This window comes from Streptomyces sp. (assembly GCF_035563135.1).
Lineage (GTDB): Bacteria > Actinomycetota > Actinomycetes > Streptomycetales > Streptomycetaceae > Streptomyces.
Genome location: NZ_DATMVN010000394.1, coordinates 1 through 15,511, shown reverse-complemented (window position 1 = coordinate 15,511; position 15,511 = coordinate 1). Strand labels below are relative to the sequence as shown.

General features: G+C 71.2%; 16 protein-coding genes, 1 tRNA gene and 1 pseudogene. 6 read left to right on the top strand and 12 right to left on the bottom strand.

The window, feature by feature from the left end; genetic code table 11:
- The 5 genes and pseudogenes from VN520_RS17065 to VN520_RS17045 all read left to right on the top strand — a co-directional run.
- A pseudogene (locus tag VN520_RS17065) lies at positions 1–423 on the top strand (hydrolase); the annotation flags it as partial.
- Between the two features lie 34 nt (positions 424–457).
- Positions 458–1,114, top strand: a complete 657-nt coding sequence (locus tag VN520_RS17060) for an SDR family oxidoreductase (protein ID WP_325747779.1) — start codon at positions 458–460, stop codon at positions 1,112–1,114.
- Positions 1,115–1,197: 83 nt separating this feature from the next.
- On the top strand, positions 1,198–1,854 hold the full coding sequence (locus VN520_RS17055; protein ID WP_325747778.1) for a DedA family protein: 657 nt from the start codon (positions 1,198–1,200) through the stop codon (positions 1,852–1,854).
- Positions 1,855–1,978: 124 nt separating this feature from the next.
- On the top strand, positions 1,979–3,175 hold the full coding sequence (locus VN520_RS17050; RefSeq protein WP_325747777.1) for an MFS transporter: 1,197 nt from the start codon (positions 1,979–1,981) through the stop codon (positions 3,173–3,175).
- Positions 3,176–3,308: 133 nt separating this feature from the next.
- On the top strand, positions 3,309–3,953 hold the full coding sequence (locus VN520_RS17045; RefSeq protein ID WP_325747781.1) for a DNA alkylation repair protein: 645 nt from the start codon (positions 3,309–3,311) through the stop codon (positions 3,951–3,953).
- Positions 3,954–4,075: 122 nt separating this feature from the next.
- Here the strand turns inward: VN520_RS17045 and VN520_RS17040 are convergent.
- Positions 4,076–4,157 (bottom strand) — tRNA-Tyr (locus tag VN520_RS17040).
- A 164-nt stretch (positions 4,158–4,321) separates the two neighbouring features.
- Here VN520_RS17040 and VN520_RS17035 point away from each other — a divergent pair.
- The gene (locus tag VN520_RS17035) at positions 4,322–4,810 is read left to right on the top strand and encodes a YajQ family cyclic di-GMP-binding protein (protein ID WP_325747776.1); all 489 of its coding nucleotides are present in this window, start codon (positions 4,322–4,324) and stop codon (positions 4,808–4,810) included.
- 99 nt (positions 4,811–4,909) lie between these two features.
- Here VN520_RS17035 and VN520_RS17030 read toward each other — a convergent pair whose 3' ends face one another.
- The 11 genes from VN520_RS17030 to VN520_RS16980 form a co-directional block, all read right to left on the bottom strand.
- Positions 4,910–5,182, bottom strand: coding sequence for a GlsB/YeaQ/YmgE family stress response membrane protein (locus tag VN520_RS17030; RefSeq protein ID WP_325747775.1), 273 nt, complete (start codon positions 5,180–5,182; stop codon positions 4,910–4,912).
- Between the two features lie 98 nt (positions 5,183–5,280).
- Positions 5,281–5,673, bottom strand: coding sequence for a YccF domain-containing protein (locus tag VN520_RS17025; protein ID WP_325747774.1), 393 nt, complete (start codon positions 5,671–5,673; stop codon positions 5,281–5,283).
- Positions 5,670–6,533 carry a zinc metalloprotease HtpX gene (gene htpX, locus VN520_RS17020; protein WP_325747773.1) on the bottom strand — a complete coding sequence of 288 codons (864 nt, stop codon included), beginning with the start codon at positions 6,531–6,533 and terminating at the stop codon, positions 5,670–5,672. The genes VN520_RS17025 and htpX overlap by 4 nt, the downstream gene beginning before the upstream one ends.
- A gap of 219 nt (positions 6,534–6,752) precedes the next feature.
- A complete protein-coding gene (gene mscL / locus VN520_RS17015; RefSeq protein ID WP_325747772.1) occupies positions 6,753–7,217 on the bottom strand; it encodes a large conductance mechanosensitive channel protein MscL in 465 nt (154 codons plus the stop codon).
- Between the two features lie 114 nt (positions 7,218–7,331).
- Positions 7,332–8,867: an NADH-quinone oxidoreductase subunit N gene (locus tag VN520_RS17010; RefSeq protein WP_325747771.1), complete on the bottom strand. Its 1,536-nt coding sequence runs from the start codon at positions 8,865–8,867 to the stop codon at positions 7,332–7,334.
- Positions 8,864–10,414 carry an NADH-quinone oxidoreductase subunit M gene (locus tag VN520_RS17005; RefSeq protein ID WP_325747780.1) on the bottom strand — a complete coding sequence of 517 codons (1,551 nt, stop codon included), beginning with the start codon at positions 10,412–10,414 and terminating at the stop codon, positions 8,864–8,866. The genes VN520_RS17010 and VN520_RS17005 overlap by 4 nt, the downstream gene beginning before the upstream one ends.
- A 27-nt stretch (positions 10,415–10,441) precedes the next feature.
- Complete coding sequence (locus tag VN520_RS17000; protein ID WP_325747770.1) at positions 10,442–12,373, bottom strand: NADH-quinone oxidoreductase subunit L; 1,932 nt, start codon at positions 12,371–12,373, stop codon at positions 10,442–10,444.
- Positions 12,370–12,804 (bottom strand): NADH-quinone oxidoreductase subunit NuoK, encoded by a 435-nt coding sequence (gene nuoK / locus VN520_RS16995; protein ID WP_325747769.1) that lies wholly within the window; start codon positions 12,802–12,804, stop codon positions 12,370–12,372. Before nuoK ends, VN520_RS17000 begins: the two co-directional genes overlap by 4 nt.
- On the bottom strand, positions 12,804–13,535 hold the full coding sequence (locus VN520_RS16990) for an NADH-quinone oxidoreductase subunit J (protein ID WP_325747768.1): 732 nt from the start codon (positions 13,533–13,535) through the stop codon (positions 12,804–12,806). Before VN520_RS16990 ends, nuoK begins: the two co-directional genes overlap by 1 nt.
- The gene (locus VN520_RS16985; RefSeq protein ID WP_325747767.1) at positions 13,532–14,152 is read right to left on the bottom strand and encodes an NADH-quinone oxidoreductase subunit I; all 621 of its coding nucleotides are present in this window, start codon (positions 14,150–14,152) and stop codon (positions 13,532–13,534) included. The genes VN520_RS16990 and VN520_RS16985 overlap by 4 nt, the downstream gene beginning before the upstream one ends.
- On the bottom strand, positions 14,152–15,120 hold the full coding sequence (locus tag VN520_RS16980) for a complex I subunit 1 family protein (RefSeq protein ID WP_325747766.1): 969 nt from the start codon (positions 15,118–15,120) through the stop codon (positions 14,152–14,154). Before VN520_RS16980 ends, VN520_RS16985 begins: the two co-directional genes overlap by 1 nt.
- Positions 15,121–15,511 lie beyond the last annotated feature (391 nt).

The window sequence follows — 15,511 nt, the reverse complement described above, 5'->3', positions numbered from 1 at the left end:
CTCCGCGGCACCCCGCCCGTACAGCTGCTGCGTGCCGCCGGGGTGCGGGTGGCGGCGGGCGGCGGAGCCCTGCGCGACAGCTCCCACCCGGTCGGCCGCGGCGACCCCCTGGAGGCGGCCTATCTGCTGGCCTCACAGGGGGGTCTCAGCCCCGAGGACGCCTACGAAGCCGTCTCCGGCGCCGCCAGAGCGGCCCTGGGACTGCCCGGAGTGCGCGTCGAGGCCGGTTTCCCCGCCGAGTTGCTCGCCGTACGCGGGGACGGGCTGGCCGGGGCGCTCTCCCTGGCGTACAGCAGGATCGTGGTGCACCGGGGGCGCGTGGTGGTGCGGACGAGCGCCGTGCGTGAATACCGCGGCTCCGGGACCGCCCTCGGTCTCCCCCGCCAGGGAGGCGCCGATTCCGGCCCCGGCGGCGGGCCTTGAGCACGAGGGCGCCTCACGGCGTACGGTCGGAGACATGCGCATTGTCATTGCAGGTGGACATGGTCAGATCGCGCTGCGGCTGGAGCGGCTGCTCGCCGCGCGCGGTGACGAAGCGGTGGGCGTCATCCGCGACCCGCAGCAGAGTGAGGACCTGAGGGCGGCAGGCGCCGAGCCCGTCGTCCTGGACCTCGAAGCCGCGTCGGTCGAGGAGGCGGCGGAGGTCCTGCGAGGGGCGGACGCGGCGGTCTTCGCGGCCGGCGCGGGCCCGAACAGCGGCTCGGCGCGCAAGGACACGGTGGACCGCGGAGCGGCCGTGCTCTTCGCGGACGCGGCGGAACGGGCGGGCGTACGGCGCCATGTGGTGGTGTCCTCCATGGGCGCCGACCCCGGTCACCCCGGTGACGAGGTCTTCGACGTCTACCAGCGGGCCAAGGGCGAGGCGGACGCGTACGTGCGTTCCAGGAGCGGCCTGGACTGGACGATCCTGCGCCCCGGCATGCTCACGAACGACGCGGGAACCGGCCAGGTGCTGCTCGCCGCCTCGACGGGCCGCGGCCCGGTCCCCCGCGACGACGTGGCGGCGGTCCTGCTGGAACTGCTGGACACCCCGGCCACGGCGGGCCTGACGCTCGAACTGATCAGCGGGAGCAAACCGGTGACGGTCGCGGTCAAGGACATCGCGGGGAACTGAGGGCGGGCCCGGCGGGTTCCTCACGTGGAGGGCGATCGGGGGTACACGCCCCGGGGTGACGACCCGCCGACCTGGAGACCCATATGCACCTCATGTACAGCGCCCAGCAGCAGGAACCCGGCGGCATCGCCGGCTGGGCCGCCGGCCTCGTCGAGGCCATGGGCGGCCCCGGAGCCGGACTGGCCATCGCCCTGGAGAACCTCTTCCCGCCCCTGCCGAGCGAAGTGATCCTGCCGCTGACCGGCTTCGCCGCCGGGCAGGGGGTCCTCAGCCTGGCCTCGGCGCTGTTCTGGACCACACTCGGCTCGGTCGTGGGAGCGCTGGCGCTCTACTGGATCGGCGCGTGCGTGGGCCGTGACCGCATGCACCGCATATGGGGGAGACTTCCGCTGGTGAAGGCCTCCGATCTGGAGCGCACCGAGGAGTGGTTCGAGAAGCACGGCACCAAGGCGGTCTTCTTCGGCCGCATGGTGCCGGTCTTCCGCAGCCTCATCTCCGTCCCCGCCGGTGTGGAGCGCATGCCGCTGCACGTCTTCGTCACGCTGACCGCCCTCGGCAGCCTGATCTGGAACTCGGTCCTGGTGATGGCCGGTTACTGGCTGGGTGACCAGTGGGAGGCCGTGGAGACCTACGTCGGTCTCGCCTCCAAGGTGGTGCTGGCCCTGGTGGTCGTGGCCGTCGCGGCGTACGTGGTCAAGCGGCTGCGCGGCGCCAAGCGGGCCCAGCACCGCCGCAGTTGACTCCCCGCCCCGACGCGTCCGGACGGCGGTACCGCCCTGCGGCCGGGGGGCGGCTGAGCGGTCCGGCACCCGCCGCGCGAGGCGTTCCGGTCCACCGGAGCATCCGCAGGATAGCGTCGGGCGCATGGACGGTGTCCTCGATCGCCGAGGCCGGCTCCCCTGCTGCCTCAGCGGGGCGGTGTTCGCCGTGTGCATGGCCGGAACCACCCTGCCGACCCCCCTCTACAGCCTCTACCAGGACGAGTTCGGCTTCTCCGAGCTGACGGTGACCGTCGTGTACGCCGTGTACGCGTTCGGGGTCATCGGGGTGCTCCTGCTGGCGGGAAACGCCTCCGACGCGGTGGGCAGACGCCCTGTGCTGCTGTGGGGCCTGGGTTGCGCGGCGGCGAGCGCCGTCTGCTTCCTGTGCGCGACCTCTCCGGGCTGGCTCTTCGTGGGGCGGCTGCTGTCGGGGCTGTCGGCCGGGCTGTTCACCGGGGCGGCCACCGCGTACGTCATGGAGCTGGCGCCCGGGAAGGGCTCGTCCAGGGCCTCGTTCGTGGCGACGGCGGCCAACATGGGCGGCCTGGGCTGCGGGCCGCTGCTCGCCGGAATCCTCGCGCAGTACGCCCCTTGGCCGCTGTACCTGCCGTTCGCCGTGCACCTGGTGCTGCTGGCGGTCTCGGCAGTCGTCCTGTGCGGCCTGAAGGAGACCGTGGGCGAGCGGCGGCCCCTGCACACCGTCCGCCCGCAGCGTCCCGGGCTGCCGTCCGGGGTCCGGGCGGTGTTCAGGCCCGCGGCGCTCGCCTCCTTCGTGGGGTTCGCGCTGTTCGGGGTGTTCACCTCCGTCAGCCCGGCGTTCCTCGCGCAGTTCCTCGACGTGGACAACCACGCCGTGAGCGGGCTGATCGTCGCGCTGGCGTTCATCGCCTCGATCGCGGGGCAGTCGGCGGTCGGCAGGATCGGTAGACAACGGGCACTGCCGCTGGGCTGCGCCGGTCTGCTCGGCGGGCTGGCGCTGCTCGCGGCCGCACTGTGGTGGCAGTTGCTGCCCCTGGTCGTGCTGAGCGCGCTCCTGGGCGGCGCGGGCCAGGGGCTGGCATTCCGGGCCGCCCTGTCCCAGGTGGCCGCGGCTTCGCCCGTGGACCGGCGGGCTGCGGTGATCTCGACGCTGTTCGTGGTGGCGTACGCGGGCATCTCGCTGCCGGTGATCGGCGTGGGTGTCCTCTCGGTGCGTCTCGGTCTCCAGGACGCCGGGCTGGTTTTCATCGCGTGCATGGCGGCCCTGGCCACGTGCGCCGGGGTCTACCTCCTGCGGCGCCCGGCCGGGAACGGGGCGTAGCACCGGACGGCGTGACCGGCCGGCGGCCCGCAGCGGGCCGTAGGGTGCATGCCTACGCGAGGGACAGGAGGCCGAGGTGGCCGGGAAGACACCGGACGGGACGACGCCGGGCGGGACGACGGTGGCCGAGGTGATGGCCGAGCTGGCCGGCCTCGAAGACCCCAGGATCCGCGCGGTGAACGAGAAGCACGGTGACGATCACGGTGTGAACCTCGGCCGGCTGCGTGCGCTCGCGAAGCGGCTGAAGACGCAGCAGGAACTCTCCCGCGGGCTCTGGGAGACGCAGGACACCGCGGCGGGACTGCTGGCACTCCTGATCTGCCGCCCCGGAGCGTTCGAGCGCGACGAGCTGGATGCCATGGTGCGCGAGGCGCGTCCCCCCAAGGTGCACGACTGGCTCGTCAACTACGTCGTGAAGAAGAGCCCCCACGCCGAGGAGCTGCGCCTGGCCTGGCCGGCCGATCCGGACCCGGTGGTCGCGAGCGCCGGCTGGGCCCTGACCACCGAACGCGTGGCGAGGAAGCCCGACGGCCTCGATCTCGCGGGGCTCCTCGACATCATCGAGGCGGAGATGAAGAACGCCCCGGCTCGCCCGCAGTGGGCGATGAACCACTGTCTGGCCCGGATCGGGATCGCCCACGAAGAGCACCGCGCCCGCGCGATCGGCATCGGTGAGCGCCTTGAGGTGTTCAAGGACTACCCGACACCCCCGGGCTGCACGTCTCCGTACGCGCCCGTCTGGATCACCGAGATGGTGCGCCGACAGCACGACGCGTAGGGGGCAGGGGCAACGGGGCATCTTCGTGGGCCGGTCGGCGTCTTCCGCGGTCCCACGTGCACACACGCAGAAACCCCGCCCGACCTGGTGTTCAATCAGGTCGGACGGGGTTTCCCGTCCTGTGGCGGCGCCAGGGTTCGAACCTGGGTAGGCTGAGCCGGCAGATTTACAGTCTGCTCCCTTTGGCCACTCGGGCACACCGCCTGGAACGACGCGTCAGAAGCCGGTTGGGGCTCCTTGGCGACGACGTAAACGATACCTGATACCCGGGGGTGCTCCGCTACCCGTTTGATCAGCACCAGGTGCGGGCGCGGGTGGCTAGGCTTTGTGCCGTACCCCAACGCATACGACGCAAGGAGCCACACGTCATGGCCGACTCCAGTTTCGACATCGTCTCGAAGGTCGAGCGGCAGGAGGTCGACAACGCCCTCAACCAGGCCGCCAAGGAGATCTCCCAGCGCTTCGACTTCAAGGGCACGGGCGCGTCGATCTCCTGGTCCGGCGAGAAGATCCTGATGGAGGCGAACGGCGAGGAGCGGGTCAAGGCGATCCTCGACATCTTCCAGACCAAGCTGGTCAAGCGCGGGATCTCCCTGAAGTCGCTGGACGCGGGCGAGCCGCAGCTTTCCGGCAAGGAGTACAAGATCTTCGCCTCGATCGAGGAGGGCATCTCCCAGGAGAACGCCAAGAAGGTGGCGAAGATCATCCGCGATGAGGGCCCCAAGGGCGTCAAGGCGCAGGTCCAGGGTGACGAACTGCGGGTCACCTCCAAGAGCCGGGACGACCTGCAGGCGGTGCAGGCGCTGATCAAGGGCAAGGACCTCGACTTCGCGGTGCAGTTCGCCAACTACCGGTAGAGCTTTCGCTGCCGTGTGCAGCGGGACGCGGCGGGGCGGGTGTGCCGGTCGGCACTGCCCGCCCCGTGGCCGTGTCCGGAGGGGCTGTGCGGGCGGGGGTCAGCGGCGTTCGCGGGAGTGGCCGAAGAGCAGCCGGTAGGCGATCAGCAGGACGAGGGATCCGGCCACGGCCGCGACCCAGGTGGCCGTGTCGTAGAAGTCCGTGCTGATGGGGCGGTCCAGGAAGCGGGACGACAGCCAGCCGCCGAGGAAGGCACCCACGATGCCGATGAGGGTGGTGCCGATGATGCCGCCGGGGTCACGGCCCGGCAGGAGCAGCTTGGCTATGGCGCCGGCCAGCAGCCCGAGGATGATCCAGCTGATGATGCTCATGTTCGCGTTCCTACCCGTCGCTTGTTCCTGCAAGCGAGGACGCCTGCGGGGACGGGTGCGGTTGCCGGCCGGGCTTCCCTGCCAGGGGTGACGTACGTCTAGCGGACGGCGAACGGCTGGTCGGTCCGGACGATCTCCTTGCCGAAGGGCATCAGCGAGACCGGGATGAGCTTGAAGTTGGCGATGCCCAGCGGGATGCCGATGATCGTGACGCACAGGGCGATGCCGGTGAAGACGTGGCCGAGCGCGAGCCACCAGCCCGCCAGGACCACCCAGAGGACGTTGCCGATGAGCGAGGGGCCTCCGGCGTCGCGGCGGTCGGCGACGGAGTAACCGAAGGGCCAGAGCGCGTAGACGCCGATGCGGAACGCGGCCAGGCCGAAGGGGATGCCGATGACCGTGACGCAGAGCAGGAGCCCTGCGGCGATGTAGCCGAGGAACATCCAGAGTCCGCACAGGATCAGCCATATGACGTTCAGGATCGTCTTCACGGTCGGTACCCTGCCATCTGCTCGAGTCGGGCGATGCGTTCGGCCATGGGCGGGTGGGTGGAGAACATCTTGGACATGCCCTGGCCGGGACGGAACGGGTTCGCGATCATCATGTGGCTCGCGGTTTCGAGCCTCGGTTCGGGCGGGAGCGGAAGCTGCTTGGTCCCGGCGTCGAGCTTGCGCAGGGCGGACGCCAGGGCGAGCGGGTCGCCGGTGAGCTGGGCCCCCGACGCGTCGGCCTGGTACTCCCGGGAGCGGCTCACGGCGAGCTGGATCACGGATGCGGCGAGCGGGCCGAGGATCATGATCAGGAGCATTCCGAGGAGGCCGGGGCCGTCGTCGTCGTCGGACCGGCCCACGGGGATGAGCCACGCGAAGTTGACCAGGAACATGATGGCCGAGGCGAGGGCGCCCGCGACGGACGAGATGAGGATGTCGCGGTTGTGGACGTGGCTCAGCTCGTGGGCGAGGACGCCCCGCAGCTCGCGCTCGTCGAGGATCTGGAGGATCCCTTCGGTGCAGCACACGGCGGCGTTGCGCGGATCACGGCCGGTGGCGAAGGCGTTGGGCGCCTGGGTCGGGGAGATGTAGAGCCGGGGCATGGGCCGGCGCGCCGCGGTCGAGAGCTCTCGGACGGTGCGGTAGAGCTGCGGCGCTTCGAATTCGCTGACCGGGCGCGCCCGCATGGCACGCAGGGCGAGCTTGTCGCTGTTCCAGTACGCGTAGGCGTTGGTGGCGAGCGCGACGAGGAGGGCCACGATCAGGCCGGTCCGTCCGAAGGAGCTGCCGATGACGATGATGAGGGCCGAGAGGCCCCCGAGCAGTACAGCGGTTTTCAGCCCGTTGTGCCGGCGGTGCACGGTACGCCCTCCAAGTGGTGCAGCAGGGGAACCCTTGCTCGGTGGTGCTCCACTCTCCAGTGGAGCCTCCCGTACTGGTCAACGCGAGGCGAAGGAAGCTAGTTCCCTTGTGCGAGGTGGCCGGAGGCACAGGCGGGAGGGGCGGATCCGGGTGGATCCGCCCCTGGGCCGTACGGGTGGGTGCGTCCGCGCGGGCGTGTGAGCGCCTGCGGCGGTGGGTCAGCGCTGGACGGGGAGCCCCGCGAGCGCGCGGGCTTCCGCGTCCGGCTCGACGTCGCTGGTGCAGTGGGCGCAGCGGGAGGCGATGGAGGGGATCTCGGCGAAGCAGCGGGGGCAGTCGCGGAGGGCGGCCTTGATGTGGGCCTTCTGCTCCTCCTGCTTGGTCGTGAAGCGGTTCTGGACCTTGGCCATGGGGAGGACGACCAGGAAGTAGAGGACGGCGGCGGTGATGAGGAAGGCGATGGCGGCGCTGACGAAGAGGCCGTACGGGAACGTCACGCCGTCGACGCTGTAGGAGGCCTTGCTGAAGTCTCCGGTACCCCGGGTGACGAGACCGATCAGCGGCACGATGAACGCGTTGCTGAAGCCGGTGACCACAGCGGTGAAGGCGGCTCCCACGGCGAGGCCGATGGCCATCGAGACGACGTTCCCGCGGAGGATGAAGTCCTTGAACCCGTTCAGCACCGCTCTGGCTCCTCTGTGCTCGTCATGCGTACGCGTCCCGCATCCGCTTCCGTGATGTGTGCACGCATGACCATGCCCTGCGCACGGTTCCGTCGGCAAACCGGTCGGGGACGGTCAGAAGAGGCTGACGGCGGCGAAGCGGAGGATGAGCTGGGGCGCGCCGGACAGTGTGATTCCCGCTACGGCGGTGAGGGCGATCGCCAGCGTGAGCGGAGCGGGGATCCGGTGCTTGTGCGCCGGGGGCTCCGCCTCGGCAGCGGGGTCCGCCTCCGGGGCCTTGAAGAGCGCGGCGGTCCATCGGAGGTAGTAGTAGAGCGCGATCACCACGTTGACGGCCATGACGACGGCGAGCCAGCCGAGCCCGGCGTCGACGGCCGAGGAGAAGACCGTGACCTTGGCGAAGAGGCCGATGATGCCGGGCGGCAGTCCCGCCAGGCAGAGCAGGAAGAAGCCCAGGGCGAGTGCGGCCAGGGGGCGGGTGGCGTACAGGCCGCGGTAGTCGCTGAGACGGTTGGCGGGGCGGGTGCGGGCGACGAGGGCGGCCACCGCGAAGGCGCCGAGGTTCACCACGGCGTACATGAGCGCGTAGGCGACGGTCGAGCCGATCTGCGTGTCGCTGGAGTACGCGGCGGCGGCGATCGGCACGAGGAGGTAGCCGGCCTGGCCGACGGAGGACCAGGCGAGGAGCCGTACGGCGCTGCGCGCGCGGGTGGCGGTCTGCCGGAGTGCGGCGAGGTTGCCGAGGGTCATGGTGAGCGCGGCGAGGACGGCCAGGGCGGGTCCCCAGACGTCGGCGTACGACGGGAAGCCGATCACCGTGACGAGGATGAGGCCGGAGAAGCCGACTGCCTTGCCGACGACCGAGAGGTAGGCGGCGATGGGGAGCGGAGCGCCCACGTAGGTGTCGGGGACCCAGAAGTGGAAGGGCGCGGCGGCCGTCTTGAAGGCGAAGCCGACGAGGGTGAGGACGACGCCTGCCCCCGCGAGGGCGGAGAGCCCGTCCGGTACGTCGTCGAGGCGGGCGGCGATCTCCGTGAGGTGCAGGGTGCCGGTGGTCGCGTAGACGAAGCTGACGCCCAGGAGCATGACGGCGGTGGCGACGACGGAGGAGAGGAAGAACTTGAGGGCCGCCTCGGAGGAGCGGCGGTCGCCGCGCTTGATGCCGACCAGGGCGAACGCGGGGAGCGAGGCGACTTCGAGGGCGACGACGAGGGTGGCGAGGTCCCGGGCGGCGGGGAGGAGCGCGGCTCCGGCCGCGGAGCACATCAGCAGGAACCAGAACTCGCCGGCGGGGAGTTTGCGGGTGTCGCCGATCGAGAGCAGTGCGGTGAGCAGGGCGCCGCCGAGCACGAGGACCTGGATGACGAGCGCGAAGTGGTCGGCGGTGTAGCTGCAGGCCTGGGTCCCGCCGGTGAGGCAGAAGGTGGAGCGGTCCCCGGCGCGCAGCGGGACGGTCATGGCGAGGGCGGCGACGAGCCCGGCGACGGCGCCGTGGCCGAGGAGGGGCTTGCGCCGTTCGCCGGTGAAGAGATCGGCGACGAGGACGAGCAGGGCCGTGGACGCCGCGATGACGGGGGGTGCGATCGCGAGCCAGTCGACGGACTGGACGAGGCCTGCCGCCCCGGTTGCGCTGCCGGCTGCCACGGTCACGACTTGCCTCCTGCGAGGAGCTTCTGCACGGCCGGGTCGCTGAGGCCGAGGAGGACGGCGGGCCAGAGTCCGGCGAGGACGGTCAGGGCGGCGAGCGGGGTCCAGGCGGCGAACTCGTGGTGCTGGATGTCGGCGACCGGGTGCGGCTGCTCACGGTGCTCGCCCATGCAGACGCGGCGTACGACGATCAGCATGTACGCGGCCGTGAGCAGGGTGCCGAGGGCGCCGATGGACATGAAGGTGAGGAAGGCGGGGCGGCTGAGTCCTTCGGCGGGGTCGAAGGCGCCGAACAGCGTGAGCATCTCGCCCCAGAACCCGGCGAGGCCGGGCAGCCCGAGGGAGGCCACGGCGGCGAAGGCCAGGAGGCCGCCGAGCCGGGGCGCACGGCCGTAGAGAGCGGCCCCGGTGGCGCCGGACAGGGTGTCCAGGTCCGCTGTGCCGTAGCGGTCCTTGATGGCGCCGACCAGGAAGAACAGCAGGCCGGTGATGAGGCCGTGGGCGATGTTCGCGAAGAGCGCGCCGTTCACGCCCGTGGGGGTCATGGTCGCGATGCCGAGGAGCACGAAGCCCATGTGCCCGACGGAGGAGTAGGCGATCAGGCGCTTGAGGTCGCCCTTGGCTCCGGGGCGGGCGAGGGCGAGGCAGGCGAGGGACCCGTAGATGATCCCGACGACGGCGAAGGCCGCCAGGTACGGCGCGAAGGTCTGCATCCCGTCGGGGGCCGCCGGGAGCAGGATGCGCACGAATCCGTACGTGCCCATCTTCAGCAGTACGCCGGCGAGGAGGACGGAGCCGACGGTCGGGGCCGCGGTGTGGGCGTCGGGCAGCCAGCTGTGCAGGGGCCACATCGGGGTCTTCACGGCCAGGCCGATCCCGACCGCCAGTACGGCGATGACCTGCACGGACGTGGTGAGGCCGCGGCCGTTGTCAGTGGCGAGTGCCACCATGTCGAAGGTGCCGCTCTTCAGTCCGATGAGGAGCAGCCCCAGCAGCATGATCACGGAGCCGAGCAGGGTGTAGAGGATGAACTTCCAGGCGGCGGGCTGCTTCCGGTCGCCGCCCCAGCGGGCGATGAGGAAGTACATCGGGATGAGGACCATCTCGAAGGCCAGGAAGAACAGCATCAGGTCGAGGACGGCGAAGGTCGCGAGGGTGCCGGACTCGAGGACGAGGACGAGAGCGACGAAGGCCTTCGGGGAGGGGCCTGCGTGGGGCTTGAAGTAGCTGTGGACCGCGCAGAGGAAGGTCAGCAGCGCGGTCAGCACGAGGAGGGGGAGCGAGATGCCGTCGGTGCCGAGGTGGATCCGGACGTCGAGTGCCGGGATCCAGCTGATGTCCGTGGTGGCCTGCATCTTCGACGGGTGGGCGTGGTCGAAGCCCGCGGCCAGGACGAGCGAGGCGAGGAGTACGGCGCCGGTGACGGTCACGCCGTGGCGGAGCACGGCCTGGCCGGGGTTCCTGCCCTTGAGCCCGGGCGGGGCGGGCAGGAGCGCGGCGGCCGCGCCGATGAGCGGGGCGACGACGATGAACGCCAGAAGGAACTGCATCACGGATGCGCTGATATCGAGCACGGTTCACGCCCCGGCGTAGACGTTGGCAAGGACGACGGCGGCGATCGCCAGGACAAGGGTTCCGGCGAGCAGCGCGCCGAGGTAGGTCTGCACGTTCCCGGTCTGGGTGCGGCGGACCGCGGTGCCGAGCCCGCGGGCGATGCTGCCCGAACCGCGTACGTAGGTGTCGACGACCTCACGGTCCAGGAAGCGGACGAGCCGTGCGGCGGCCTGCACGGGGCGGACGAACAGCGCCGTGTACAGGGCGTCGAGGTGGAAGCCGGTGACGGCGTGGCGGTGCAGCGGGCCCAGCAGGAGGCGGCCGGGATCCGAGGGGTCGGGGGCGCCCGCGATCGTGCCGTACGCCGCCGTGTGCGAGGCGATGGCCTCTGCCTCCACGAGAGCGGGTTCGGCGCCGGGATGGGCGGCCACCGCACCGACCGGGGGGCGGCCGGCGCGCGCGGTGGTGTGGCGCCATGTGCCGTAGGTGACGAGTCCGCCGACGAGGCCGGCACCGGTGGAGAGGACGGCGGTCGTGAGGGAGGGGGTGAGGCTGTGCCCGTCGAACCAGCCGGTGAGGGCGCCGGCGGTGAGACCGAAGGTGATCGTGGGGACGGCGAGGACCCAGAGGACGGAGGTCATCGCGACGGGCTGCCGGCCGTGGTCGGGAGCCTGGGGGCCGCGCCCGCGGAAGGCCAGGAGCCACAGTCGGGTGGCGTAGGCGGCGGTGAGGACCGCGGCGGCGAGTCCGGCGACGAGGACGGCTTCCTTGGAGAAGAAGCCGGCGAACGGGGGGATGGCGGCGAGCGCGAGGAGGGCGACGGTCATCGTCCAGTAGGCGTCGGGGATGCGCTTGGCCAGCCCGCCCATGCGGGACATGGCGGCGAGTGAGTTGGTTCCCGCCGCGTGGATGACGACGCCCGCCGCGAGGAAGAGGACGGCTTTGAACGCACCGTGCGACAGGAGGTGGAAGACGGCGGCCCCGCGGTCACCGACGGCCAGGGCCCCGGACATGTAGCCGAGCTGGCCGATCGTCGAGTAGGCGAGGACGCGCTTGATGTCGTCCTGTGCGAGTGCGGCGAGTCCGGAGCCGGTCATCGTGACGGCCGCCATGACGGCGAGGACGACGAGGGCGGCGCCGGAGGCGGCGAAGACGGGAAGGAGCCGCGCCACGAAGTAGATGCCGGCGGCGACCATCGTCGCGGCGTGGATGAGCGCGGAGACGGGGGTGGGGCCGGCCATCGCGTCGGGCAGCCAGGTGTGCAGGGGGAACTGCGCGGACTTGCCCGCGACGCCGGCCAGGAGCAGCAGGGCGGTGAGGGTGGGGTGGTCGAGTCCGCCGTTGGTGACGGCGGCCAGGATGCCGGTGATGCGGAAGGTTCCGGTGTCCACGGCGAGCGCGAACAGGCCGATGAGGAAGGGGACGTCGCCGAGTTTGGTGACGAGGAAGGCCTTGAGGGAGGCGGCGCGGGCTTCGGGGGTCTCCCAGTAGTGGCCGACGAGGAAGTACGAACAGATGCCCATGATCTCCCAGCCGATCAGGAGCACCATCAGGTCGCCCGAGTAGACGACGAGCAGCATCGCGGAGGTGAAGAGGGAGACGAGGGCTGCGTACGAGGGGTAGCGGGCGTCGTTCTTCAGGTACGCCGTCGAGTAGACCTGTACGCAGGTGGCGACGAGTCCGACGAGGACGGCGACGAGGACGGCGAAGCCGTCCAGGTGCAGGGCCAGGTCGATCGGGACCGAGCCCGTGGGAGTCAGCTGGGTCGCGGCGTCGATGGGCCGGCCGCCGCCCTGGCGCACGGCGACAACGACGGCGAGGAGGGCCGCGGCGAGGGTCGGCAGGACGGCGAGGGGACGGACGAAGCCGGGCGCGGTCCGGCCCAGGAGCAGCCCTGCGGCGGCGCCCAGGAAGGGGAGGAGGGGGACGAGGGCGGCGAGGGTCGTGGTGGTCACGCGGTGGCCTCTGCCTTCTTTGCCTTCCCTGCCGGAGCAGTGGCCTGGTCTGCGGTGGTGCCCCGGGCGGCGTCGGCATCAGCGTCGGCGTCGGCGTCGGCGTCGGGCAGCGTTTCGGCGGCGTCGGTCTCCGCGGTGTCACGGAGACGGTCCACATCCGAGCTGCCGCGGTTGCGGTACACGGCCAGGACGATCGCGAGGCCGATGCCGATCTCGGCCGCCGCGATGGCGATCGTGAAGAGGGTGAGGGCCTGGCCGGCGTGGAGTGCGTCGCGGAGCCAGACGTCGAAGGCGACCAGGTTGAGGTTGACGGCGTTGAGCATGAGCTCGACGGACATCAGGACGAGGATCGCGTTGCGGCGGGCGAGTACCCCGTACAGGCCCGTGCAGAAGAGGAGGACGGCGAGGACCGCGGGATAGGCGAGGTGCATCAGCTCTGGTCCTCCCGGTTCGCGGCCGGACGCGCCTGCCCGCCCTGGGTGCCCTGGTCGGCGTGCGTGCCCTGGTCGGCGTGCGTGCCCTGCGTGCCCTGGCCGGCGTGCGTGCCCTGCGTGCCCGGTCGGGCCTTTCGGTCCTCCCGGCCCTTTCGGGCCCTGTCGTCCTCGTCGCCCTTGCCGTCCTCGTCTCCCTTGCGGGACAGCACGATGGCGCCCACGAGGGCGGCGAGGAGCAGGACGGAGAGTGCTTCGAAGGGGAGCACCCAGTGCCGGAAGAGGAATTCTCCGGAGGCCTTGGTGGAGCCCTGGGCGGGGCCGTCCAGATCGATCCAGGTCGTACGGAAGGCGTCCACGACGACCCAGACGAGGGCCGCGGCGGAGGCGACGGCAACGCCGAGGGCGATCCAGCGGTTGCCCGAGTCCGCGTCGGGGGAACGGCCGATGGGAGCCCTGGTGAGCATCAGCCCGAAGAGGAGGAGCACCACGATGGAGCCGACGTAGATCAGGACCTGGACCCACGCGATGAACTCGGCCGTGAGCAGGAGGTACTCCACCGCTATGCCACCGAGCGCCACGACGAGCCAGAGGGCCGCGTGAACGAGTTGCTTGGTCGTCACGGTGATGAGGGCTGCGCCGAGTGTGGCGAGCCCCACCAGGAGGAAGGCGATCTCGACGCCGGTCGGTGAGAGGAAGCCGGGGTGCCCGGCGGTAGCCGCGAGGGTCACGCCTGCCCCTCCTGTTCCGCCGTCGGATCCGGCTGGGCTCCCTGACCTGCCTGGGCCCCCCGGGCTTCCCGCTCCTCCTGGGCCTCCCGCTCCTCCTGGGCCCGGAGCTTGTCGGCCGTCTTGCGGGCGGCGGCGATCTCCTTGGGCTCCTCGGCTCCCGGGTCGAGCGCAGGGGGCTCGGGAACGGTCCACATCCACTCGCGGAGCTTGTCGCGCTCGTGGGTGAGTTCGTGGATGTCCGTCTCCGCGTACTCGAACTCGGGCGACCAGAACAGCGCGTCGAAGGGACACACCTCGATGCAGATACCGCAGTACATGCACAGGGCGAAGTCGATCGCGAAGCGGTCCAGGACGTTGCGGCTGCGCTCGCGGCCACCGGGGGCGGCCGGGGGCACCGTCTCCTTGTGGGAGTCGATGTAGATGCACCAGTCGGGGCATTCACGGGCGCAGAGCATGCAGACCGTGCAGTTCTCCTCGAACAGCCCGATGACGCCCCGGGTGCGGGGCGGCAGTTCGGGCTGGACGTCCGGGTACTGCGCGGTGACCGTGCGCTTCGTCATGGTCCGCAGGGTGACGGCGAGACCCTTGGCCAGGCCTGAGCCGGGGATCGGGGACACTAGTTGATCGCCACCTTCACGATGCCGGTGAGCGCGATCTGCGCGAGGGCGAGGGGGATGAGCGTGGTCCAGGCGAGCTTCTGCAACTGGTCCTCACGCAGGCGGGGGTAGGTGACCCGGAGCCAGATGACGACGAACGCGAGAAGGCCGGTCTTGAGCAGGGTCCAGACCCAGCCGAGCCCGTCGGCGCCCCACGGCCCGTGCCAGCCGCCGAGGAAGAGCACAGTAGTCAGACCGCACAGGACGACGATCCCGGCGTACTCGGCCAGCAGGAACAGGGCGAAGCGCAGACCCGTGTACTCGGTGTACGCACCGAAGATGATCTCCGAGTCGGCGACCGGCATGTCGAAGGGCGGGCGCTGGAGTTCGGCGAGTCCCGCCACGAAGAAGACCACGGCGCCGACGATCTGCCAGGGCAGCCACCACCACTCGAAGGCGTCGAGGATGCCGGGGAGCGAGACGGTACCGGCGGCCATGGCCACGGAGGCTGCGGTGAGCAGCATCGGCAGTTCGTACGCGAGCAGCTGCGCGGCGGTGCGGAGACCGCCGAGGAGGGAGAACTTGTTGGCCGAGGCCCAGCCCGCCATCAGCGAGCCGAGCACGCCGACGCCCATGACCGCCAGGACGAAGAAGATGCCCGCGTCGACGACCTGGCCGACCGCTCCTTCGCTGGGGCCGATCGGGATGGCGACGAGTACGAGGAGATACGGCAGCAGGGCGACGGCGGGTGCCAGCTGGAAGATGCGGCGGTCCGCCTCGGCCGGTACGACGTCTTCCTTCTGCGCGAACTTCACCCCGTCAGCGACGAGCTGGGCCCAGCCGTGGAACCCGCCCGCGTACATCGGGCCGAGGCGGCCCTGCATGTGGGCCATGACCTTGTGTTCGGCCTGCCCCACGACGAGCGGGACCACCATGAACACGGCGAAGACGATGACGAGGCGGAGGGCGACGTCGAGTACGTCGTTCACGCGGTATCGCCTCCAGCGGGGTGATCGGGGCGTTCGGAGTGGCCGGGGCGCCCGGGGTCGGCGGAAGGGCCGGGCGGGGACGGGGCCTCGGGCTCAGGTGCGGCCTCGCGCTCAGCACCGGCTTCGGGCTCGGGACCGGCTTCGGGCTCGGGACCGGGATCGCGCTCGGGACCGGAGTCGCGGTCAGCACCGGCTTCGGGCTCAGAGGCGCCGGCCGGGCCGTGGGCTCGCCCGTCCTGCGCAGAGGCGTCCGATGCCTCGGGCTCCGCAGCCCGCTCGGGCTTCGGCGCAGGCTCCGGTCCGGGCTCCTTCCGGGAGTCCTCGAAAGCAGGGCGCGCGTCGTGCCAGGGTGCGTCCGCACTGCCGGCCGCCCGCTTCACGCGTCCAGCGG

Excerpts from the sequence above, each read along its gene's own strand:
- VN520_RS17060 (WP_325747779.1), top strand. The coding sequence starts at position 458 with ATGCGCATTGTCATTGCAGGTGGACATGGTCAGATCGCGCTGCGGCTG.
- VN520_RS17055 (WP_325747778.1), top strand. The coding sequence starts at position 1,198 with ATGCACCTCATGTACAGCGCCCAGCAGCAGGAACCCGGCGGCATCGCC.
- VN520_RS17050 (WP_325747777.1), top strand. The coding sequence starts at position 1,979 with ATGGACGGTGTCCTCGATCGCCGAGGCCGGCTCCCCTGCTGCCTCAGC.
- VN520_RS17045 (WP_325747781.1), top strand. The coding sequence starts at position 3,309 with ATGGCCGAGCTGGCCGGCCTCGAAGACCCCAGGATCCGCGCGGTGAAC.
- VN520_RS17035 (WP_325747776.1), top strand. The coding sequence starts at position 4,322 with ATGGCCGACTCCAGTTTCGACATCGTCTCGAAGGTCGAGCGGCAGGAG.
- VN520_RS17030 (WP_325747775.1), bottom strand. The coding sequence starts at position 5,182 with ATGAGCATCATCAGCTGGATCATCCTCGGGCTGCTGGCCGGCGCCATA.
- VN520_RS17005 (WP_325747780.1), bottom strand. The coding sequence starts at position 10,414 with ATGCAGTTCCTTCTGGCGTTCATCGTCGTCGCCCCGCTCATCGGCGCG.
- nuoK (WP_325747769.1), bottom strand. The coding sequence starts at position 12,804 with ATGCACCTCGCCTATCCCGCGGTCCTCGCCGTCCTCCTCTTCTGCACG.